The following is a 21394-nucleotide window of genomic DNA, read 5'->3' as shown; positions in this document are numbered from 1 at the left end:
AAAGGGGGAAGTAAAGGTGTGGGTAAATAAATTCATAATCCTTTTAGTAGTTACTATCTTTTTCATGATTCTAATTCATAGCCCTGCATCTGCAAGGGAGATTCTGGTAGGTAATAGTAGTTCAGGTGCAGCTTTTCCATCTATTCAGGAAGCGGTAAACGATTCATCTCCAGGGGATATTATTCTTGTTTATCCGGGTATCTATAATGAGAGTGTGAATATAGGAATAGATAATCTGAACATTCATTCTGCTTCCGAAAAACCTGAAGATACTGTTATTCAGACTTTCAATTTGGCGGCTAACAACATAGTTGTCAGTGGATTTAGCATACACGAGAATGTTAGTTTGAGGCCTTTTTATTCATCTGGTCAGGGATTTATCGAGAACTGTATTGTCAAAAATAACCTTTTTTTAGAAAACAGTTCAGGTATCCTTCTCGATAATTGTTACAATTCTACTTTTGAAAAAAATATAATTATAGGGACCGAAGCAGGCATCAGGGGTAGTGAATGCTATAATTGTATTTTTTCTAACAATAGATTTTCCAATTCGAGTATTCACTTAGGTTCAGGAGGCAGCGAGATTAACATTACGATAATTAACAATACGTTTCTGAATGGTCAGATCGGCATCAACTACTGCAGTAGAAATAAGATTCTAAATAATACTATACAAGGCTCTGGGGATTCTCTATGTGGAATTGGTATTGTCGATTCACATGATAATATAATAGACAATAATTCAATCTCCAACTGCCTTAGCGGTATTTCTGCAGCTTTCATCTCCAGTGGTAACCAGATTACAAATAATACCCTGACCTCAAACACTGAAGGGATCATTATTGCTCATTACTCTTCAGGGGATACAATAAAAAATAACACAATTTCAAACAACGATATTGGCATATCTCTGGGGGACATTGCTCTTGTAATTGACAATAAAATTGAGAGAAATAGAAAATGTGGAATCTCTCTGGATTTATCTCCCAATGATCCTACTTCTACTGGTACCATTTTGATTTACAACAATTTTTTCAATAACACAGTTAACCTCTTCAATAATACTGAAATCGACTATCTCGAACGTGGCTTAGATGATGCTGTCTGGAACACTACAAAAACCCCGGGAAAAAATATTGTAGGAGGCCCGTACCTGGGCGGCAATTACTGGGCAAAGCCTGATGGGACTGGTTTTTCCCAAAACTGCAATGACTGGAACGAGGATGGGATTGGTGATTTACCTTATAATATCAATGGAACTGAGTATGATTATTTTCCTCTTGTATTTATATCCAAAGATAAACAGCCAGTCTTTCCTGTTGCCGACTTCAGTGTCAACGTAACTGGAGGTTATGTACCTCTTTCCGTCCTGTTTACAGATCTCTCGCAAAATGCAACATCAAGGATATGGGACTTCGATAATGACGGAATCGTGGACTCTAAAGATAAAACACCGGTTTATGTGTATCCTATGTCCGGTACATATACTGTCAATCTAACAGTAAGCAATGCAAACGGTACTTTCTCGAAACTATATCCAATAACCGCATACGATAGGCCTCGATACATTCTCAAAGAGGCTCAGATCACCACAAACAAATATAATCAGACGATGCCTGCCATTTACGGAGATAGGATTGTATATTTAGATGACCGCAATGGACCGAGATACCACGACATCTACATGTACAATCTATCTACTTCCAGAGAAACTAGAATTACAACAAATAGTTCATATCACTATAATACGGGGCCTGAAATATACGGGGACAGGATAGTCTGGCAGGAGTTTCGCAGTACCGGTAGTCCCGATGTACTGGACAGAACCGATATACATATGTATAATCTTTCCGCTTCCAAAGAAACTCAGATTACTAACAGCGGAAAAGCATTTTATCCTGACATTTACGGAGACAGAATAGTCTGGACGGATACTCGCAACGGAAATGGAGATATTTATATGTATGACCTTTCTACATCAAAAGAGACCCGAATAACCACAAACGAGTCGCATCAGGATAATCCCGCTATCTATGGGGACAAAATTGTGTGGGAGGATTCTCGCAATGGATCGAATATTTATATGTACGACCTCTCCACTTCCACGGAAACTCAAATTACTGCTGACGATTCGGATCAATACTCTCCTGATATCTGTGGAGACAAAATAGTGTGGAAGGATTCTCGCAATGGATCGAATATTTATATGTACGACCTTTCAACTTCTAAGGAGAGCAGAATCACTACCATCCAAGGCTATCCGGGATATCACGCTATCTATGGTGACAGGATAATATGGGTAGATGATCGCAGTAGAAATGGTGATATCTATATGTATAATCTCTCTACCAATGCGGAAACTCAAATTACTTCAAATAAATCATTGCAGTCAAGCCCTGCAATCTATGGTGACAGAATAGTCTGGACAGATTGGCGTAATGATTATACAGTCAATGGTTTTCCCCACACAAATTCGGATATTTATATGTGTACGGTTTCGGGAATAGAACCGTCACTAAAAATACCTGTTGCTGACTTCTTTGCGAATGTAACATCAGGAGATGTTCCCTTAAAAATATTATTTACTGATAACAGTACAGATGCACCGATGTTCTGGAACTGGAATTTTGGAGATGGAATTAAGTCAAAACATGCGTTAAACGCAACGCACACATTTACTAAACCAGGAAAGTATGATGTGAGCCTTACAGTAACGAATGAAAACGGTAGCAACACCAGGATCATACCTCAGTATATTACAGTAACCTGAAGAATGGATATCTTAGATTGAAAAATCAATCAGTAAAAGGTCAAGGCTAAGGGAAAAAATAGGAAGTAATCGATCAACTCTGAAAAAAGCTCTGAAAAATAAACTCCCACAATAATTAAAGAAATCCCTAAAGAATCCCCTAAAGAACTCCCAAAAGAACCCCAAAAAGAACTTCCATAGTAATTTTCAATGAAACGGATCCTTAGCCTTGCTGGCCAGATTTGAAAACTATCACAGAACCTTTAATTTTTTAGTTCACTTTCCTGATAATTAGCCTCTTTACAACCTTCTTCTCATCTTCTCCTCTAACAGCTTCCTTTCCTTCATTCTCTGAAACTTCAATCCAGAGCCGGAAGTTAAAATCATTGCCAGCTCCAAGGTCTCGGATGCAGATTTCAAGAGGCTTTTCCCTTTTAGGTTCTTTTTTTCCTCGGAGTTTCTGGTGAAAAGTTTTTGCGGCAGCTTTTTCGGGGGAAGGGGCAGAGATTACTCCAATCATTCCTCCATTTTCGTCCGTAGCAATGAAAGTCTTTTCTTTTTTCTCCTGCGCTTCTGGAGTTTCCTGTTTTATGGTTTCCCGCCTGAGCTGACGCCTGACCCTGCTCAGAGCATCTTCTGTACTTCTTTTTTCAGGAGCTGGTCTTGAGGCTCTAACTTCGGATAGGTGTTTTTCTTTTCTCTCAGGCGGAATATAAGGGGCTTTCCCAAGGAGTTCGTGCAGGAGCATGATTGCAGCATGTTTATCAAGGGGTTCGTTATTGTTTCCACACTTTGGGGACTGAATACAGCTTGGGCAGCCGCCTTCACAGGGACAGCTCTCGATTGCTTTTAAAGTGCCGTCAAGCACCTCTTCAATAAGGTCGTAACCCTTTTCGGCGTACCCTACACCACCCCGGTGACCGTCGTAAATGAATATCCCGCTTTTGCCTCCAAGGTCAGGATGAGACGGTGTGGAAACTCCACCTACGTCACTCCTGTCTACAAGCAGGTGAAGAGGATACATTGAAATCATCGCATGCTCTATAGCATGGATCCCGCCTGCAAAATCCAGTTTATGTTCTCCTACCAGTTCCTGCAGCCTGTCCGGAAGCTTAAGCCAGAGAGCCATTGTCTGGAGGCTAACAGGAGGCATCTCAAGAGAATGGGCGCTCATTACATCATTGCTCTGGGTCTGGATTTTCCTGTACCCTATAACCCTGTCCGTTACCTCAACTTCCCCAAGCCCGACTTCGACCTCCGATGCGTGCAAAAGCGGTTTTACAGCATAAGTCTCCTGTACAAGCACGGACGAGTCAATCATGGGTTTCGTATAATAGGTGTCATGCGTTTTTATGGCATGGATTTCCTTCTTTTCGTGGTCGATCCTGTTTATATAGTAGGATTCTCCCCTGTGCATATAAACAGCCCCAGGATGGCATTCCCTGAAGGCGAGAGTTTCCTCAATGTCTTTTTCAATAGGGAAGCGCTTTTCTCCCTCAAAAGCAAGGAGAGAGTAAGTATTATTATCAATTCCCCGAAGCGAAACGTGTTTGTAAGGAAACGGGTCCGTTGAATACTTCAGGTCATCACCTGCAAGCAGGCCTTCGGCTTCCAGAAGTTCCACCACTCTTGGATACCCTTTACCGAAGAATTTCTCATCCGATGCCCTCAGAGGAAGTTCTTTTGCGGCACAGAGCAGGTGACCTGCAAGGATATACGGATTTTTGGGGTTAAGCACAGCATTTTCACTGCTTCGTGTAAAAAAGTCGGCTGGGTTTCTCATATAATACTGGTCAAGGGCGTTTGTACCTGCTATAAGGATAACAAGGCTCTCATTTCCGCTCCTGCCTGCCCTGCCTGCCTGTTGCCTGGCACTCATTACTGTTCCCGGATAGCCGTCAAGAATACAGGCATCAAGCCCTCCTATATCTATCCCCAGTTCAAGTGCATTTGTGGAAATGACCCCTCGAATTTCCCCTGAATTCATTTTCTTTTCAATTTCTTCCCTTTCCTGGTCAAAATAGCCACTTCTGTACGAGCAGATTGCAGGAGAGAGATTTCTGCTCCTCAATAACTCCCTACAACTTCTGTACATCCTCTCAACTCCCTGCCTGGACCGGGTAAAAGCCAGAGTCTGAAGGCCTGCCTGTACAGCCTTTGAAAAAAGCGAGGAAGCTTCGGAAAAACTGCTTCTCCTCAGTGTACAACCCTTATTATTCAGATAAAGTGGCGGGTTCCAGAAAATGAATTGCTGGCTGCCCTGAAAAGAGCCGTTATTATCAACCACAACGGCTTTTCGCCCTAGAAGAGTTTCAGTATGGTCTTCCGGGTTTCCGATGGTTGCAGAACAGCAGATAAACTGCGGAGATGCTCCATAGTACTCAGCCACACGCAAAAGCCTCCTGAGCAGGTTTGCCATGTTGCTACCAATAACTCCGCGATAGTAGTGGCTTTCGTCAACAACTATGAACCTGAGATTCGAGAAAAAGCGCCTCCAGAGATGATGCCATGCAAGAAAGCTCATGTGAATCATTTCAGGATTTGTTAAGACCACGTTGGTTTGCCCTTCTCTCACCTTCCTTTTCTCGGCCTCTGAAAGGGCACCTGTATAACGGGCTATGCCTGCGCCTGATTTCAGCGCCTCTTCAAACTCCAGAAAAGACTTTAACTGGTCATTTACAAGAGCATTTAAAGGGGAGATATAAAGAGCAGTTGCTTCCGGTTCATTGAGAATAGTTTCAAAAATAGGAACCATATAAGTAAGGGACTTTCCGCTTGCAGTGGTCGTGCAGAGTACGATATCATTTCCTTCCCGGATTTTTTCTATAGCCTCAGCCTGGTGCACATACAGATCTTCGATTCCGATGCCTGAAAAGGCTGCTTTTACCTGCGGTTTAAGGGAAAGAGGAGCATACAGAGCTTCCCTTGCAGGAATTTTCTCATTATGGACGATCTGGTTTTCATAGCGGCTGGAAGCTTTTATCTGATTTAAAAAGTGAGAAATATCCATTTTTTCGGCACCGTTTTATTTTATCCGGGAAATGTTATTTTTATACTATTTTGCTTTTTTCTTTCCTACTTTCTTACTCGTTCAATGATCTGAAGTCCCCAGAAACAGAAAAAGTACAAGAAATTTTCGAGACAGATCTCTCACGCCTCTCACAGTTTTTTCTTTCACAGTTTTTTCTTTCACAGTTTTTTCTTTCACATCTTTTTCTTTCACATCTTTTTCTTTCACATCTTTTTCTTTCACATCTTTTTCTTTCACATCTTTTTCTTTCACAKCTTTTTCTTTCACAKCTTTTTCTTTCACAGCTTTTTCTTTCACAGCTTTTTCTTTCACAGCTTTTTCTTTCACAGCTTTTTCTTTCACAGCTTTTTCTGTGCATTTCCCTATGATCGGACAGTCTACTGTCCTTTTATTTAAAGTTCTTACCTGGCACCGTCTACTCCAGAGAGCCACCATCGATATTGTCTTCTTCGAGATTGTCTTCTCTATTTATATCTCTGGAACATGATGAAGAGAAGGCATTTCCACAACTGCATTCTGATCTGCTATAATTGGAACTTATGGGATAGAAGCGGCTCTCTCTTAACTGTTTAGACGGGACGATCAGAGACATATTTTGAAGCATTTCCTTTGCGATTCCGAGAGAGATAGCGTACACCAGATAAGAATCCCAGGTCTCTATTGATTCAGGAGAATGCCCTTTAAGAGCAGAAAGGTCTGTAAGATATTTTTTGAAATTATCACATCGTTTATAGTAAAGGCTTCCTTCGGGGGTCCAGCGTCCAAATATCTTTATGAACATGCCTGAGCACCTTATCATAACGAACCCAAAAATCCCAATTAAACTGGTCAGTACATTTATCTTTGAAGCCAGAGGGAACACCTTTGAAGGGAAAAATCCCGAAATCAAAATATAATAAACAATTGAAGCTATTAGAATGGTTCGGGCAAACCAATACATATATATGTTTCCTGTGAATTGAAAATATTCAGCAAATGAAGTGTGTGCTTGAACTTTTTTGTTCCAGGAAGTTAAAAATTGATAGAAACTATTTCCGCTTTGCAGTTCTTTTTCAAGTTTTTTCCAGGAGACTTTTCTTTCGGAAGCATGAGTTTTTAACAGATAAAGCACATCTTTTTCAAAATCTTCCAGCTCAGATAAGCTTCCTTCAGCCTTCGAATATATTTCATTGTTAAGAAGTTCAACTATAAAGTCTCTTGACCCGGATTCTGGTGTATGAGACAAGTTTGATTCTAGTGTATGAGATGAGTCTAATTCTGGTGTATGAGACAAGTTTGATTCTAGTGTATGAGATGAGCCTAATTCTGGTGTATGAGATAAGTTTGATTTTGGTGTATGAGATGAGTCTAATTCTGGAGTGTAGGATGAGTCTATCTCTTCAGGTTTTAAATTTCGTAAAGAGAGATATCCACGGTTAACGAGATCCATAACCGTAGCAGTAAATCCGTCTATTGTGGGAATACCCATACGCCCCATTACAATGGCATTTAACACTGCAGGTTTGGAATTATCAGGCACTTCCGCTTCAGAAATTTTTTCATAATCGATTTTTTGTTCTCTTCCATATATATAGTATATAAGTAAAGGAAAAGCCAGAACAAACAATGCAAATAAAAAAGTCTTCCTATAAAGGCTATTTAAGATCATATTTTTCTGTTGATATGCATTTTCAATCTCTACTATTTTTCCAAGTCCTCTAGCCTCATCTACCTTGACAAAACCGAAACCTGAGGATGTAATTCCTGGGAAGACTGCTCGGACCTCATGCCATTGAGTAGGAGGGATTTCGCCTGCCCTTAAATTAATGGCATTATTTTCGATATTTACTTCCTGAGTATAAGCAACCTGATGAGTCCAGTATCGAATTTCACTTTCTTTTTTCACCGGAAGCGTAATATTTCCTTTAAAACTCTTCAGAGGTTTCTCCCACTCTTCTCCCCACAGCTTATAACCCAATTCGGAGACACTCCAGATAGATTCAGCAGGTAACGCTTTGAGTTCTCTATGTATATCAATGTAGTCTCCATCAAATATGTATGAAATCGATTCCTTAACATTGGTTATCCCGCTGGCATTAACAATTATATTTGTCTCAGCTCTTTCAAGTGAATATTTTGCACTTGCTGAGGATACCAGGCAGAAAGCAAGCAGCAAAAGAAGAATCGTTTTCAGTAGAGTTGCTTTCGATAAAATTGTTGTCAATAGTGCAGAATTAAGATTCGCTTCTATGGCAGCTTCAAAAGAAGCATCTGAAAGCTCCAATTAAGTCCCCCCAACCCTGTATTATATTCTGATAATTATATAATCCAGAATATTCTTAATACTTGGGTTTGAACTTGGGTTTGAACTGGCTCGCAGATATGTATATTTTGAAAAGTATAGCTCAGGACAGAGATAAGTCCGGATAAGATACAAATCCGGATAAGATATAAACCTGGATTAGATATAAACCTGGATTAGATATAAACCTGGATTAGATATAAACCTGGATTAGATATAAACCTGGATTAGATATAAACCTGGATTAGATATAAGTCAAAAGATAAGTGCTCTATTTAAGATATAAATCCAGATAAGCGCTCTATTACAAAATATTCGTGCTTTTAACAGGTTGTATCTACTGTAATCTGTTAATTAATCCAGAAAAAACAAAGAATCAATTTCATTTTCGCCTTCTATTCCCATCTAACATGAACTTCCCTGCTTCTCACCGAGTTTAATAATGAGTCTTCATCTGATGTAATTTGATCGCGTATGAAGTAATTTATTCTTTATCTGAAGTCTCTTTTTCCGAGGCAGCTTTTTTGAAATCCTGTACTTTTCGATCTTCGGCTTCGATTTTGCCGGCTTCGATTTCTTCAGTCCCAAATTTTTCAGCCTCAAATTCTTCAGTCCCAAATTCTTCGACCTCAAATTCTTCAGCTTCGAAATTTTCGGCCTCAAATTTCTCAGCCTCAAAGTCTTCTTCCTGAAAAATATCCTCTTCAATATCCTCTTCAAAGCCTTCTTCCAGAGCTTCCTCAAGCTCCCCTTCCTCTATACCTCTGCTAGTCCCGCTTTCTGTGCCTTCTTTTATATCCTCTGTGTTTTTACCTGCCTGACGCTTAATTTCGCGGATTGTTTCATCAAGCTCCCTTTTAATTCCGTATTTTCTGAAAAAATGAGTCAGGACATTTGAAACATCCCTTTCGAGAATTTCGTCGGCGTGAGGATGTTCAGGAGTGACATACTGGGGCCAATCAATTAGCTGGACGCCATCTTCGGAAACAAAGATATTATACTCACTTAAGTCGGCGTGGATGACTCCCAGTGAATAGGTAATTTTTACCTGTTTAAGGATCTCATCGAGATACCATTCGGGGTCAATAAGTTTTGTTTTTGAAAGAAGGCTGCCTTTTGCAAGCTCCATAACTATTGCATGCCTGTTGTGGTCAAAGGGCTTCGGGATTGAGACCTCTGGATACAGAGTGGTCATGATGTCGTACTCCCGCTGGGCTGCAAGCCTGGCTGCATAGATCCAGGAAAAGTGTTCTCTTTCCCCAAGGTGCTCACGTACACGCTTTATTTGCTTGAAACTGGTCCTTCCTTCCCTGTGAAACTTGATTACAACAGGAACAGGTTCCCCAATTGCGAGCTCAGGCGGGAGGATTGCTTCATAGATAACCGATTCTTTTCCTACCCCGACTTCGTCCCCTATTGCACTGATACTCTTTCGCTTGACAAAGGCATTAAGGGCAAGGACATCGTATCCTTCAAAATAAATCTGAAAACCCTCGTAAGGCTGGGTGTTCCTGACTACAAGCTTATTTTTCACAAGTTTTTTTAGCTTGTATTCAAGCTTCTCAAAGGGCAGCCTGGTGTATTTATTCAGTTCTTCCATTGGCACCCATTCAAAATGCTTCATTCCGGTCTCAATGCCAGTCAGGATTCTGAAATCCTTTGAGTCAAGATCTTTAAAAACCCTCAGCGCTTCGTCGATCATCTTGATACTAGATATAGTCCTCGATATTTAAATAATAGGTATCATGAACCCAGTTTCGATGCTAGAGGTGTGCCAGCCGAGTATTCATCCTCTAACTTATCCTCATCCTCTAACTTATCCTCATCCTCTAATTTTTCCTCATCCTCTAATTTTTCCTCCAACTTTCATATCTGGAAGGTAAGCACACGCTCTTATCAGGCTTTAAAAAACAGGGCGAGAAAAAGGCTTTCTACCAATTATTTTGCCCAGGGATTGAAATAAAACAAAATAGCAATTTTAGAAGAGTATATAAGGGAGTTAATAAGAGATATTAGATAAATGTGGGGGACTCAAGAGAGAACCCTGACATTGAAAAACGTTTATCTTTTATCTAGGAGCTTGAAATACTATAAAAATTATTTTTGAAGGAACCATGGATAAAAAAACTGTCTTAGATAAAATAGATGAGTTATCGTTAATTTATGAAAATGGGGTTTTATCGCATCCCTACTGGTATATCCCGCCGAATAAAAGGTATTTAATTGCGATCCATGACGAACTATTTAAAGGAAAGTCAGAACTTAAACTGACATTAAATGAGGTCGCAGCCTTATTATTGACCCATAACTTAATTGAATTAGATTAAGTACAGGAAAATTTAGTTAGTAAGAGCCACTAAAACCAGGAATCGAAGGCGTATACTCCACACATCTGACCAGAAACATATACCTGAACCCATTTACAATTGCAAAGACTATTACTTGGGATAAGGACAGGCTTAAGATATCCGGTATGAAGGTCTTGATTATCAGAAGACCAGATGCACAATAAAAATGAGAAATTGAAAAGCTAAACAAAGTTACACACAAGCAAGTTGTCAATATTAAATGTTTTTCTACTCCATAATAGTGAATTCCAAAAAAGAATTGTCAACCATTATGGAGCTAACCCTGTTTGAAATCATTCACTTTGAAGAAGCAAGAGGCACTTGTTTGCTCATCACTTTCAGCTTTTTGATTGCTGATATGGTTGCTTGAGATTCTTTGTAAATCCTGTCTTCGTAAAAACTTATGATCTCTTCAACCGGGACAGCAAGAGAATAAATTTTCATCGGCCGCCCTTTTCCAGGCTTTTTTTCCGAGCGCATATTAACCCAGGAATGGTTGCACATTAACCTCATTGCAAGACTTACTTCGGGTTGCCTTAATCCGGTGCTTATTTCAATTTCCCGGGATGAAGCTTCGTCTACATTCATAAGATATGCCATGGTTGTAGCGGCATTTCGTGACATTCCAAGATTATTTAATGCTTTAATAAAAACATAGTCATTTTCGTCCAAAACTTTTACTTCAGAGTCTTTCATGATACCCTCCTGATATTTCGAGTTTATGAATAGTTTGTCAGCTATATCTTTTACAATTACTTTAAAAATTAGATAATAACTTATAAACAGTTTTAAAATATATACATTTGCACGAAAATAGTATCTTCATTGGTCATCGGTTAAGGTTTAAAATGTCATTCTTGCCACTGATTTTATAGTACTTAAATATATTCAATTTATTCAATGATGTTCCAATCTCCCCTACTCTTGAAAACACGACCGGAATATTTTCCCTTAAATTCGGCATGTCGATATCCCTCTTTTGATAATTTTTAATTATGTAGGTTTTGGAATGATGATCCCTTATTGTGTGCAGTTTTAAGGTTTACATATGATCCAAACATAATCTCTCATACTAGAACTTTAATGGAAAAATGATTCAGTGTACATATACCAGTAGAGAGTAGTAGAAAGTAGTAGAGAATAGTAGTAGAAAATAGTAGAAAGAAAATAGAAAGAAAATAGTAGAAAGTAATGGAGAGTAATAGAAAGTAGTAGAAAAGACATTTTATACGACCTTTTAATATTTCGGCTGGTACCCAAGTGTATATAACTTCTCTCAAATACGATTATTTAGAAAGCTTTAAGCTTCGAAAATACATATTTTTAATTGCTGTTTGAGGTACTGTCCCTGGAAAATCAGGATTGAAGTATCCTGGGCTGAGTTCAGGAAGATATGTCTGCATTTTTATTAATGTCATAATTGTTGCGATCATCAAATCTAAAGCCCAGTGTGACGGAGTGAATTGCCCCACTTATCGTACAAAGGAGTTACAATCATGCGTGACAAGAAACTGATCCGAGTACTTGCAGAGTATCTTGCAAAATGCACAGAAATCCACGCAAGGAACGAATCGATACCACCAGAGATCCTGGAGAAGTTTATGATCGATATCGTAAGCTGCCTGGAAGTAGGGGGAGTTGGCGATGTCGGAAAAGAGCTGGTTCCACTCAAAAAAGCACGTGCAACTATCAGGCTTGCAAGGCGCGAGTTTGAGTGGCAGTGCGACAATATAGACAACCCTGAAGACTGGGAAACCTGCCTGCGGAATGCAGTCTCAGGAAATGTATAATTTTTAAAGTTCTCCCCGAACTCCGTGGACTTTCGGGAATATTTCAGGCTTTAGCCCCTGCAAAACGAGGATTTAAAGGATCTTCACATCTTTCCGGGAACTGGCTCAGCTTAAACTCTGCAGGTTGTTTAGCAGGCATTCATGCGTTTAAAATTGTACCTGTTAACAACACGGGTCAAATATAGGTCAAAAACAGAGTCGAAAACAGGGATCAAAGACAATCCTTGAGATCCGCTAATTATGAAAAGCTGGGATAATCTAAATAAAAAGAGGTTGAAACCGGATAATTATAAAAAAGCTACAAAAATAATGTAGTGGAAGTCGTTTCCTGTGATGTCGTAATCAAGAGGAAGGTTCTCAAATCCTATCAAACAAGTAAGCGTTCGCATTTTTCAGATTTGGCTAAAGACCCCCACTAATTTTTAGCCTTGAACTTTTCATTAGTACTGGTTTCTTACTTTAAGTTACTTATTTGCCTCAGAAACTATCAGACTTATGCAATTGAACTGGGAAACAGTATTATGAAACTTCAATCAGTTTCAATCATAATCAGTTTCAATCATAATCAGTTTCAATCATAATCAGTTTCAATCATAATCAGTTTCAATCATAATCAGTTTCAATCATAATCAGTTTCAATCATAATCAGTTTCAATCATAATCAGTTTCAATCATAATTAGTTTCAATCATAATTAGTTTCAATCATAATCAGTTTCAATCATAATCAGTTTCAATCATAATCAGTTTCAATTATAATCAGTTTAATTATTATGTATATTATAGGCCTGCCAGTGTTTTATTATTCTGTTCAGGTGCTAACCCCTCAGAGTCCCGTTTTCTCTTTCCAGGATCCGGGTACATAGCGAGGCTTGTAGCTAAACTTCTCACTTCTCTTAGGAGCTTCTTTTGTTCCTTTCCAGAAGCCAGGCTCATAACGAGGTCTGTAGCTATCCTTTTTTGCATGTCCTTTCCATAACCCGGGAATGTAACGCTGTTTGTATCTCATCTTCCCTATTTTCGGATTCTGTGTTGTTCCTTTCCATGAGCCAGGAATATAACGCGGTTTGTGGTCAAATTTCTTCATTTCTGGAGTTTCTATGGTTCCTTTCCAGAATCCGGGAATGTAACGCTGTTTGTATTTCGTCTTCCCTATTTTCGGATTCTTTGTTGTCCCTTTCCATGAGCCAGGAATATAACGCGGCTTGTGGTCAAATTTCTTCATTTCTGGAGTTTTTATGTTTCCTTTCCAGAATCCGGGAATATAACGCTGTTTGTATCTGATCGTACTTATTTTAGGGTTCTCTTTTGTTCCTTTCCAGAATCCAGGTACGTATTTTGGCTTGTGAATGAATTTATCTGCTTTTTGGGCATCTGAATTTCCTCTCCAGAACCCGGGAATGTAGCGCTGTCTGTACCTGAGACTCCCTATTTTCGGATTCATTTTTGTTCCTTTCCAGTAACCGGGAATATAACGCGGCTTATGATCACCTTTTTTTGTTATTGGAGTCTCTTCAGTCCCTTTCCAGAGACCTGGAATGTAACGCTGTTTATACTTAATTTTCTCCATCTTTGGATTCTCTTTTGCCGCTTTCCATAATCCAGGTATGTATTTCGGCTTATACCCGAGCTTCTTTACCCTTGAAGTCTCTACGGATTCCTTCCATAATCCGGGTACATAACGCTGCCTGTACTTGATCTTACTTATTTGCGGATTTATTTTTGTCCCTTTCCAGGAGCCTGGGACATAATGGGATCTGGAGCTAGACTTCTCATTCATTCCTTGATTCTTCTTTACTTCGGTTTTCACTTTATTAATTTTTATTCCAGCTTCTTTGTTTAGTTCATGTTCCTTATGCATGTCACTAGCCTCTTTATTTAGTTAATATAGTTTAACTGCGAAATTAGCACATTAGCGCATAAAACATTAAACTCGTTAGATAATACACTGCTAACATATAAATAAATATTTAATAGTTTGCCAATGTGTGTTTAAATTCCTTTGTATAGTAGGCCGGTGTTTTTACATGGTTCTGCTCTATTTCAACCGTAACTCTGAACGTCTCCACTAATTGTTCTATGATGTGGAGCCATGTTTTTAAAAAAATTAAAACGTATTGATAAGTACCGACGATTTGTATTTTATCTCTAAAAAACAAATATGTTTATTGAAAAAATATAAAAAAGTAGTGTCTCGAGTAGTGTCTTGTAGTCCTCTTATATATTGAAATTCGGAGTTGAAATTCTGAGAGGGATTTCACTCCGTTATTATAAACAGCTTTGATCTTGTTTTTCAGGCAGATGGTAAGCTACTGATATCACAGGTCAAGCAATTCTACCTATAAATATGATTGCTTCGTTTTCAGATTTTTGTTTATGATATTTCCTGCAATAAGGAAGATCAGGAGAAAACACGTTTTTCTAAGCTCATTTTTTCTCTGAGCTCATTTTTTCCTCTAAGCTCGTTTTTTTCTAAGCTCATTTTTCCTCTAAGCTCATTTTTCCTCTAAGCTCATTTGCTCTCTTTTCTGCTTCTTCTTTTGTCTGGAAAATCTCATTAACGCAGTTACATTTTCTAATGTTGTGGTCGCAGTGATAAATAATATACAGAATGTCAGACAGGCTGTCAGTGGGTACATAACTTAACTCGGATATTCCTCTGCCGACACGGGTATAACTTTGCCCGTCAATCTCGAGTTCTCCTGCATCTTTCATAGGATCATATTCAAAATATATCTCGCTGTCCAGTGCTGCCTGCCACTCTTCTACAAAATAGTCAGGCTGGCCCTCAATGTAATCTTTCTCGCAGTCCGAAGTACCGGAACTTTTTACGTACTCAAGCATGCTTTCATATACATCTACCGATTTTACTTTCCCATAGTACAGGATATTTATGTTCCTCATTTCCGTTTGTCTCCATGACGAGTTCGTATATTCTTATAAATATTAAACTATTAAAAGAGAAACAGTTTTTCTTTTAGTTTAATAGGATATCTGCATTAATCATATCGAAATTTTACTTTTCTGCTCCTCTATTTCACAACTTGTTTTTACCAGCCTTTATTCATCTATCACTGCAAAGATCTGGGTAAAAATGCAAATCGTCAAATAATATATATTTTTATTCCAACGTTTTTATTTCTTTTGTATATATTTTACTTCTTCCCTGTACTCTCTGACAAACTCCACATATTCTGCAGCGTTTTCTGCTATAGTTTCAATCTCTGATTTATCAATTTCCCTCTTTACCTTCCCCGGGAATCCAATTATCAAACTGTTTTCAGGAAATTTCTTCCCTTCAGGAATCAGCGCATTTGCACCTACGATAGAATTTCTTCCTATTTCAGCCCCGTTCAATACTGTAGAGTTCATCCCTATAAGCACATTGTTTTCGATTCTGCACCCGTGAAGCACAGCTCCGTGTCCCACACTTACATCATTTCCTATCTGAACTCCATTCTCGGGGTTTGCATGAATAACCACATTATTCTGGGTACTCGTCCGGCTCCCGATTTTTATCTTATTCCTGTCCCCGCGAAGTACGGCATTAAACCATACACTTGAAAAATCCCCTATTTCGATATCCCCTATCACGTCTGCGGAATCCGCAATAAAAGCCGTCTCTGAAATTTTCGGGCTTTTGCCTTTAAAATTCATTATCATGAATGTCCCTCCGCCTTTCCAAATTCAGTTTTTCTTAGTAGAATAAATTATATCTTTTCCAATTTCAATTCATGTCATACAGGAAACTTTGCTCTTCATAAACCTCAAAAGTTTCATTCAGGCATTTTAGAAACAAAATTGCCGTAGATAACAATCATATCTTCGCCTTATATTTTATAAAAATCAGAAAACAGAAAGATTAAGTGGAAATTACTTTGTTTCAGAATAAGACTCTCTTCTTTTTCTCAATAATTACACTTCTTCAAGACCTCTTACTTTTGGGATTGTCTCAAAAGCGAATTTTACTAAATTCTTACTTAAATTGCATAACGATAAATAAGGTATGCAATCACCAGGATTGCCAAAACAGAAAGGAAATTATGCCCGGATTCCGGGTTTATACTGTGTCTACTTTCAGGATTTTTGGGCTGAAGTAAATGATCTATTATCGAAGATATTGAAGGATCTGTCAACTGCTCTTTTCTCCTGTATCTGACCATGAGTGCGAAATGAATTAATGTTATAATAAAGGCCAGGATAAAAGTTGCAATACCTTCTACTGATATGTATCCTGCAATATTCAGGGCTCCCACGACCAAAAATGATGCAAAATATACTGCAACTGAGCGCCATAGTTCCTGTTCCACAATTGGGTCTCGGTTCATATTTCGGCTTCCGTTCTATTTTCAGTAACTTTCCTGCTCGATAGATTTACCTGAGATACTTCTATAAATTGTTGTTTTTTCTCTGACTGCCTTATTCTTGAAACCTTTTCAACTTATTTTATCATTATACTACAAATTTCTATAAGGTAATTTACTTTTAAACATTATTTGATACTAGTGGCTGAGAGATATATAAAAATGTAAACCGAAAATATAGACTGAAAAGATACTGAGAACGAGAAAACGAAAAATAGAAATTGAGAAAGAGAGTATGAAAAATAGATACTCAGAACAAGAAAATGAAAAATAGAGATTGAGAAAGAGAGTATGAAAAACAGATACTCAGAACGAGAGTATGAAAAATAGATACTCAGAAAAAGAGAATGAAAAGATAAAGTGAAGTAAAAAATGAGACAAAAATGTAACACAAAAGGAAAAGGAAAAATAAAAAATGAGTCCAATTAAACGAGAGGAAACGATTGTACGTCAAAACTCAATTCCAATAGTATCTTATCATAAATCAATCTCGGCTAGGGCCTGATGATTTTTAGCATACTCTGGGAATCGGGTCTCCGGCAGGTACATCTACAAAACGCATACCACCGAAACGGTTTCTCAGGACTACTTCTTTCTTATCTGGAGTAACTTCTCCTATAACAGCTGCATCCCTGCCGTAAGGGTGCTGCCTCAGGATTGAAAGCACTTCTTCTTCAAAACCGGGTTTGACTCCGATAACTGCTTTTCCTTCATTTGCAACCTCAAGGGGATCAAGGCCCAGCATCTCACAGGCTGCGGAAACGGCTGGTTTGAAAGGAATCCAGTCTTCTTCAATCAGAATGCCTGCTCCGGATTTTGCTGCCATCTCGTTCAGGGCATTTGCAAGCCCTCCGCGGGTCGGGTCTTTCATTGCCGTGATCACGGGTTCACCCTCCGGAGTTCTGAGTTTCAGGAGGGGTTCTATGAGCTTCCAGAGTGGGGCTGAATCCGAGGCAAGGTCAGTATCAAAGTCAAAACCTTCCCTGTGAGCCATAAGCGAAATTCCGTGGTCGCCAATAGTGCCTGTGACCAGAATTTTGTCTCCCGGCCGAAGCCCTGAGTCTCTTACAGGGCTATCCGTAATCCCCAGGCCTGCAGTGTTCAGGATAATAGAATCAAGCGCAGTTTTCTCTACGGTTTTAGTGTCGCCTGTTATTATGGGTACACCAACCTCTGCGGCTGTTTTATCCATTGTTTTAATTATTTCCTCAAACTCCTTGAGTGGAAAACCTTCAGGGACTATGACTGCACAGGTAAGGGCAAGGGGCTTTGCTCCCATGACCGTAAGGTCATTGACAGTGCCTGCAACTGCAAGCCTTCCTATATTGGTATTCGGGAAAAAGGCAGGTGTAATCACGTGACTATCAGTAGTCAGTACAAGTTCGCATCCGTTGTTGAAGCTATCAAGCCTGACTGTGGACCCATCATCAAGACATTCGAGTCCAATTGAGCCTGCACTTTTATTGTGAAAGTTTTTAAGAATTATTTCTCCTATAAGTGCCTGCATAACTTCTCCGCCTGCACCGTGCTCAAGAGAAATGGTATTTGATTTCATATAAGTCTCCTTTTTTCCGCCTTTTAAACCCTTCTGGATCTTCTCAATCTAGTTTAAATCTTTTTAGTCCGAGCTTCGAGTTAATCTCTATAATCTGATTTCTAATTTTATCCTCATTAACCCTGGCTCGAATTAATTCTTTTTAACCTGGGTTCTACCTTAGTTGTTTTTAACTTTGCCTTATCTATTCTGAGCTTTTTTAACTCCCAGCTCGATAAAGCTAATCCAGGTTTCCAGGCTTTCCCAGTCATGCTTTGAAGTAAGGATAACTGGCACACTCGGATTTAAGGAAAGAATATCGTTTCGCATTTTTTCGGCATCGACATCAACAGCGTGTGCAATGTCAACTTTATTTATTACTGCAAGATTTGCAGTCTTGAATATCATGGGGTGCTTGAGGATAATATCGTCTCCCTCGGTCACGCTCACGATTACAACCCTCAGTTGTTCCCCCAGTTTGAAGTCCACAGGGCAGATAAGGTTGCCTACGTTCTCAATTAGAAGGAGATCCGTGTTACTAAGATCGATTTCATCCAGGGCTTTTTCCACCAGTTTTGCATCAAGGTGGCACTCTTTTCCGGTATTTACGGGAATGGTAGGTACATCGAGTTTTCTGAAACGGGAAGAATCCATTTCTGCGATTACGTCCCCTGCAATCACAGCTATCCTATACTTATCCTTAAGTTGCCTGATAGCTTCTTCAATCAGAGTGGTCTTTCCTGATCCGATTGCACCCATAACATTTACCGAGAAAACCTGATACTTGTCAAGTTTCTTTCTGTTTTTTTCAGCAACTTTATCATTTGCCTTGTAGACATCATGTCCCATATCAATTACATGCATTAACATAAACATCACTTGGGGAGTTATTTTTTATTTTTTACCTTTTTGAGGTTCAATCCTGGTTTTCAGTTTCGATCTCGATACTTTTAATTATCAGCTCTCTTCCACCTATAAGCTGAGCAGGCTTTCCGCAGACTGGACATTCCATAACTGCCGCATAAGCCAGAAGTTCACTTTCGAATTCACATTTTGTTCTTATCTTTTTTTCATCTATTGCTCCCGTGTATCCACATTCACATTCAAGGGAAGGCGGTATCATTTCTACAATAAAATCCGCATCTTTGGCAATACTTTCCTCTGCAAGGACTTTAAAACAGAAGTTAAGTTGTTCCGGATTAGTATGAGATAATCTTCCCATCTGAAGAGTTACGTGCTTAACTTCCGTGGCTCCGTGCTCTTTGGCAGTAGCCATTACCTGCTCGAAAATTTCACATGCAATGGATAATTCATGCAACCCTGTTGCCTCCTTCTCTTGAGTACCTGAACCAGTTATAACACATACCTTCCTGGCTTACCATACATGGGCCTGCAGGACTTTTCGGGGTACATTCTTTCCCGAAATTCGGGCATTGAGAAGGCTTTGCTTTTCCGGTAAGGATAGCTGCGCAGATACAGCGTTTTTTGTCTTTTCCTCCTGTTTTCTTTCGGACATCTTCAAGAGCAGAAGCATACAGATCTTCATACTTTTTTGCAGCGTCCTTTTCCTCAAACTCCTTTCTGAGCACAAGTCCTGAATTCTCGATTTTCCCTATGCCTCGCCACTCAGAGTCCGAGGTTTCAAACACTTCATTCATGATTTTAAGGGCAATCTGGTTTCCTTCAGGTTTTACAGCTCTCGGGTAGCCGTTATCTATTCTTGAGATTCCTTCTTCTGCCTGCAGTTGTAACAGGTTTATTCCAAGGAGAATATCTCCGGGTTCAAACCCACTTACGACAACAGGAAAGCCTTTTTCTGCAAGAGACTCAAAAGGTTTTGTGCCTATTATAGTTGCCACATGCCCGGGAGCTATAAAGGCATCAACATCTGCATCACTGGCAAGGAATTCGACTGCAGGAGGAGTTTGCTTCTGCGAGGCAAGGAGGCTGAAGTTTTCGGGGGTCTTTCTTAAAAGAGCAGCCGCATTTGCAGGAACCGTAGTTTCAAAGCCTATTCCAAAAAAGACTACCTCAAGTTCTGGCTTTTTTTCTGCAAGGGCAATTGCATCATCAATACTATAGACCATCTTTACATTTGCCCCTTCAGACTTCGCGTCCAGCAAACTTTCGGCCGAACCCGGAACACGCATCATGTCTCCAAAAGTGACAACGGTTGCCCCACTTTTTGCAAGGGCTATTGCAATATTAATATCTTCTTCAGGAGTCACACAAACAGGGCATCCGGGGCCGCTTATTACCTCAATATTATTAGGAAGGACACTCCTTAACCCATATTTTGCTATAGTCCGCTCATGAGTCCCGCAGACATGCATTATGCGAAGTGGCTTATCCAAGCTTCTGATTCTTTCCAGGAGCTTTCTTTCAAGTTCAGGAGCCGCTGGCTTTGAAGGTGAATTCCCGTTTTCCATTTTTAATCAGCGTCCGCTTTCAGGTAGATTCGCTTTCGGGTGTCTCTATCTCTTCAAGTCCCGCAATCTGTCTGAGAAGGTGCATTGTTTCTTCACTTTCTTCTTCCGAGATTTCGGCTATTGCATATCCAACATGGACAAGAAAGTGTTTCCCTATCTGGGACTCGTTAGCGCCTCCCATAAGGTCCATATTCACATCTCTGCAGATTCCGCCCATGTCAATCGTTGCAGTATTCTCGTTTACAATGGATTTTACTTTTCCAGGAATAGCTATACACATGTTTCCTCGAACCCTTTTTTTTTAAAATCCTTTAGTTTATACAAATTATTTATTAATGAGATAAATTCTTGTATTAAGGCTTTTACAAGACTTATTTTACAAGAGATATATATTTGTAATGTATTTACAAGAGATGTATATTTGTAAGGTATATATATTTACAGGTACCAAATGAGCAAAAACCCCTCCAGTTTTACTTCCTTAACTGGCTAAACAGCTTTTATCCCCTTACTTGTTTTTATTTCTCTACTGCTGCTTTTTAATGATCGCGTTTTCATTCTCCACTTGCCGCAGATAGAAAAATGGAGTTATCGTGAACAAGAACCTAATTTTAAGTTTTAAACAAATCCATTGTCAAAAATTATTTTTTGAAACTCTATGGTCCTATATTATATTCTTTTTGTTTTTTCTTTTCACTTACATAATTTAAAAATGTTTTTTGCCCTGATCTTTTACTTGCTTCAAAAACGTTTTTGAAAAGGCTCTAAAACCGCTCTATTTAAGTCGGGATGCTCAAGACATAAAAGCCATAGGTAACTGAGGCTTGAGTAGTATTATATATGTTCTAGCTTCACATAATAAGATCAGCT

17 protein-coding genes are annotated in these 21394 nt (G+C 39.2%); 3 read left to right on the top strand and 14 right to left on the bottom strand.

Going from position 1 to position 21394, the window contains the following annotated elements; translation table 11 throughout:
• Positions 1-16 precede the first annotated feature (16 nt).
• Positions 17-2770, top strand: a complete 2754-nt coding sequence (locus FXW07_RS14720) for a NosD domain-containing protein (RefSeq protein WP_229396073.1) — start codon at positions 17-19, stop codon at positions 2768-2770.
• A 250-nt stretch (positions 2771-3020) separates the two neighbouring features.
• Here the strand turns inward: FXW07_RS14720 and FXW07_RS14715 are convergent, their stop codons facing one another.
• From FXW07_RS14715 to FXW07_RS14700, 4 genes are all read right to left on the bottom strand, one after another.
• A complete protein-coding gene (locus FXW07_RS14715) occupies positions 3021-5759 on the bottom strand; it encodes a DEAD/DEAH box helicase (RefSeq protein ID WP_229396072.1) in 2739 nt (912 codons plus the stop codon).
• 81 nt (positions 5760-5840) lie between these two features.
• On the bottom strand, positions 5841-6122 hold the full coding sequence (locus FXW07_RS14710; RefSeq protein WP_229396071.1) for a hypothetical protein: 282 nt from the start codon (positions 6120-6122) through the stop codon (positions 5841-5843).
• 73 nt (positions 6123-6195) lie between these two features.
• Positions 6196-8043, bottom strand: a complete 1848-nt coding sequence (locus FXW07_RS14705) for a DUF2207 domain-containing protein (RefSeq protein WP_229396070.1) — start codon at positions 8041-8043, stop codon at positions 6196-6198.
• Positions 8044-8545: 502 nt separating this feature from the next.
• Positions 8546-9763: a serine/threonine-protein kinase RIO2 gene (locus FXW07_RS14700; RefSeq protein WP_255679089.1), complete on the bottom strand. Its 1218-nt coding sequence runs from the start codon at positions 9761-9763 to the stop codon at positions 8546-8548.
• Between the two features lie 412 nt (positions 9764-10175).
• Here FXW07_RS14700 and FXW07_RS14695 point away from each other — a divergent pair, with 412 nt between their 5' ends.
• The gene (locus tag FXW07_RS14695; protein ID WP_048121850.1) at positions 10176-10388 is read left to right on the top strand and encodes a hypothetical protein; all 213 of its coding nucleotides are present in this window, start codon (positions 10176-10178) and stop codon (positions 10386-10388) included.
• Between the two features lie 318 nt (positions 10389-10706).
• Here the strand turns inward: FXW07_RS14695 and FXW07_RS14690 are convergent, their stop codons facing one another.
• Positions 10707-11105, bottom strand: a complete 399-nt coding sequence (locus tag FXW07_RS14690) for a transcriptional regulator protein (protein WP_048121852.1) — start codon at positions 11103-11105, stop codon at positions 10707-10709.
• A gap of 800 nt (positions 11106-11905) precedes the next feature.
• Here FXW07_RS14690 and FXW07_RS14685 point away from each other — a divergent pair.
• On the top strand, positions 11906-12199 hold the full coding sequence (locus FXW07_RS14685) for a hypothetical protein (protein ID WP_048121854.1): 294 nt from the start codon (positions 11906-11908) through the stop codon (positions 12197-12199).
• Positions 12200-13023: 824 nt separating this feature from the next.
• On the opposite strand, the gene FXW07_RS14680 is transcribed toward FXW07_RS14685, so the two are convergent.
• The 9 genes from FXW07_RS14680 to hypC form a co-directional block, all read right to left on the bottom strand.
• A complete protein-coding gene (locus FXW07_RS14680; RefSeq protein ID WP_229396069.1) occupies positions 13024-14058 on the bottom strand; it encodes a hypothetical protein in 1035 nt (344 codons plus the stop codon).
• Between the two features lie 617 nt (positions 14059-14675).
• Positions 14676-15101: a hypothetical protein gene (locus tag FXW07_RS14675; RefSeq protein WP_229396068.1), complete on the bottom strand. Its 426-nt coding sequence runs from the start codon at positions 15099-15101 to the stop codon at positions 14676-14678.
• Between the two features lie 231 nt (positions 15102-15332).
• Positions 15333-15860 carry a gamma carbonic anhydrase family protein gene (locus tag FXW07_RS14670; protein WP_229396067.1) on the bottom strand — a complete coding sequence of 176 codons (528 nt, stop codon included), beginning with the start codon at positions 15858-15860 and terminating at the stop codon, positions 15333-15335.
• 317 nt (positions 15861-16177) lie between these two features.
• Positions 16178-16525: a hypothetical protein gene (locus FXW07_RS14665; protein ID WP_229396066.1), complete on the bottom strand. Its 348-nt coding sequence runs from the start codon at positions 16523-16525 to the stop codon at positions 16178-16180.
• Positions 16526-17072: 547 nt separating this feature from the next.
• The gene (gene hypE / locus FXW07_RS14660) at positions 17073-18116 is read right to left on the bottom strand and encodes a hydrogenase expression/formation protein HypE (protein WP_048121869.1); all 1044 of its coding nucleotides are present in this window, start codon (positions 18114-18116) and stop codon (positions 17073-17075) included.
• 180 nt (positions 18117-18296) lie between these two features.
• The gene (hypB, locus tag FXW07_RS14655; RefSeq protein ID WP_048124072.1) at positions 18297-18959 is read right to left on the bottom strand and encodes a hydrogenase nickel incorporation protein HypB; all 663 of its coding nucleotides are present in this window, start codon (positions 18957-18959) and stop codon (positions 18297-18299) included.
• 52 nt (positions 18960-19011) lie between these two features.
• Positions 19012-19413 (bottom strand): hydrogenase maturation nickel metallochaperone HypA, encoded by a 402-nt coding sequence (hypA, locus tag FXW07_RS14650; RefSeq protein ID WP_048121873.1) that lies wholly within the window; start codon positions 19411-19413, stop codon positions 19012-19014.
• Positions 19406-20524 carry a hydrogenase formation protein HypD gene (gene hypD / locus FXW07_RS14645; RefSeq protein WP_229396065.1) on the bottom strand — a complete coding sequence of 373 codons (1119 nt, stop codon included), beginning with the start codon at positions 20522-20524 and terminating at the stop codon, positions 19406-19408. The genes hypA and hypD overlap by 8 nt, the downstream gene beginning before the upstream one ends.
• Positions 20525-20543: 19 nt before the next feature.
• Complete coding sequence (gene hypC, locus FXW07_RS14640) at positions 20544-20804, bottom strand: HypC/HybG/HupF family hydrogenase formation chaperone (protein WP_048121877.1); 261 nt, start codon at positions 20802-20804, stop codon at positions 20544-20546.
• Between the last annotated feature and the right edge of the window lie 590 nt (positions 20805-21394).

Origin of the sequence: Methanosarcina sp. DH1 (assembly GCF_020804205.1) — an archaeon.
Lineage (GTDB): Archaea > Halobacteriota > Methanosarcinia > Methanosarcinales > Methanosarcinaceae > Methanosarcina > Methanosarcina vacuolata.
The sequence above is the reverse complement of the archived record's forward strand: the minus strand, read 5'-3'. Positions and strand labels throughout refer to the sequence as shown.

Bases quoted from the DNA above. Each gene is read 5' to 3' on its own strand.
- FXW07_RS14695 (WP_048121850.1), top strand. From the start codon at position 10,176: ATGGATAAAAAAACTGTCTTAGATAAAATAGATGAGTTATCGTTAATT.
- FXW07_RS14675 (WP_229396068.1), bottom strand. From the start codon at position 15,101: ATGAGGAACATAAATATCCTGTACTATGGGAAAGTAAAATCGGTAGAT.
- hypC (WP_048121877.1), bottom strand. From the start codon at position 20,804: ATGTGTATAGCTATTCCTGGAAAAGTAAAATCCATTGTAAACGAGAAT.
- FXW07_RS14690 (WP_048121852.1), bottom strand. From the start codon at position 11,105: ATGAAAGACTCTGAAGTAAAAGTTTTGGACGAAAATGACTATGTTTTT.
- hypD (WP_229396065.1), bottom strand. From the start codon at position 20,524: ATGGAAAACGGGAATTCACCTTCAAAGCCAGCGGCTCCTGAACTTGAA.
- FXW07_RS14680 (WP_229396069.1), bottom strand. From the start codon at position 14,058: ATGCATAAGGAACATGAACTAAACAAAGAAGCTGGAATAAAAATTAAT.
- FXW07_RS14670 (WP_229396067.1), bottom strand. From the start codon at position 15,860: ATGATAATGAATTTTAAAGGCAAAAGCCCGAAAATTTCAGAGACGGCT.
- FXW07_RS14715 (WP_229396072.1), bottom strand. From the start codon at position 5,759: ATGGATATTTCTCACTTTTTAAATCAGATAAAAGCTTCCAGCCGCTAT.
- hypE (WP_048121869.1), bottom strand. From the start codon at position 18,116: ATGAAATCAAATACCATTTCTCTTGAGCACGGTGCAGGCGGAGAAGTT.
- FXW07_RS14685 (WP_048121854.1), top strand. From the start codon at position 11,906: ATGCGTGACAAGAAACTGATCCGAGTACTTGCAGAGTATCTTGCAAAA.
- FXW07_RS14665 (WP_229396066.1), bottom strand. From the start codon at position 16,525: ATGAACCGAGACCCAATTGTGGAACAGGAACTATGGCGCTCAGTTGCA.
- hypB (WP_048124072.1), bottom strand. From the start codon at position 18,959: ATGCATGTAATTGATATGGGACATGATGTCTACAAGGCAAATGATAAA.
- FXW07_RS14700 (WP_255679089.1), bottom strand. From the start codon at position 9,763: ATGATCGACGAAGCGCTGAGGGTTTTTAAAGATCTTGACTCAAAGGAT.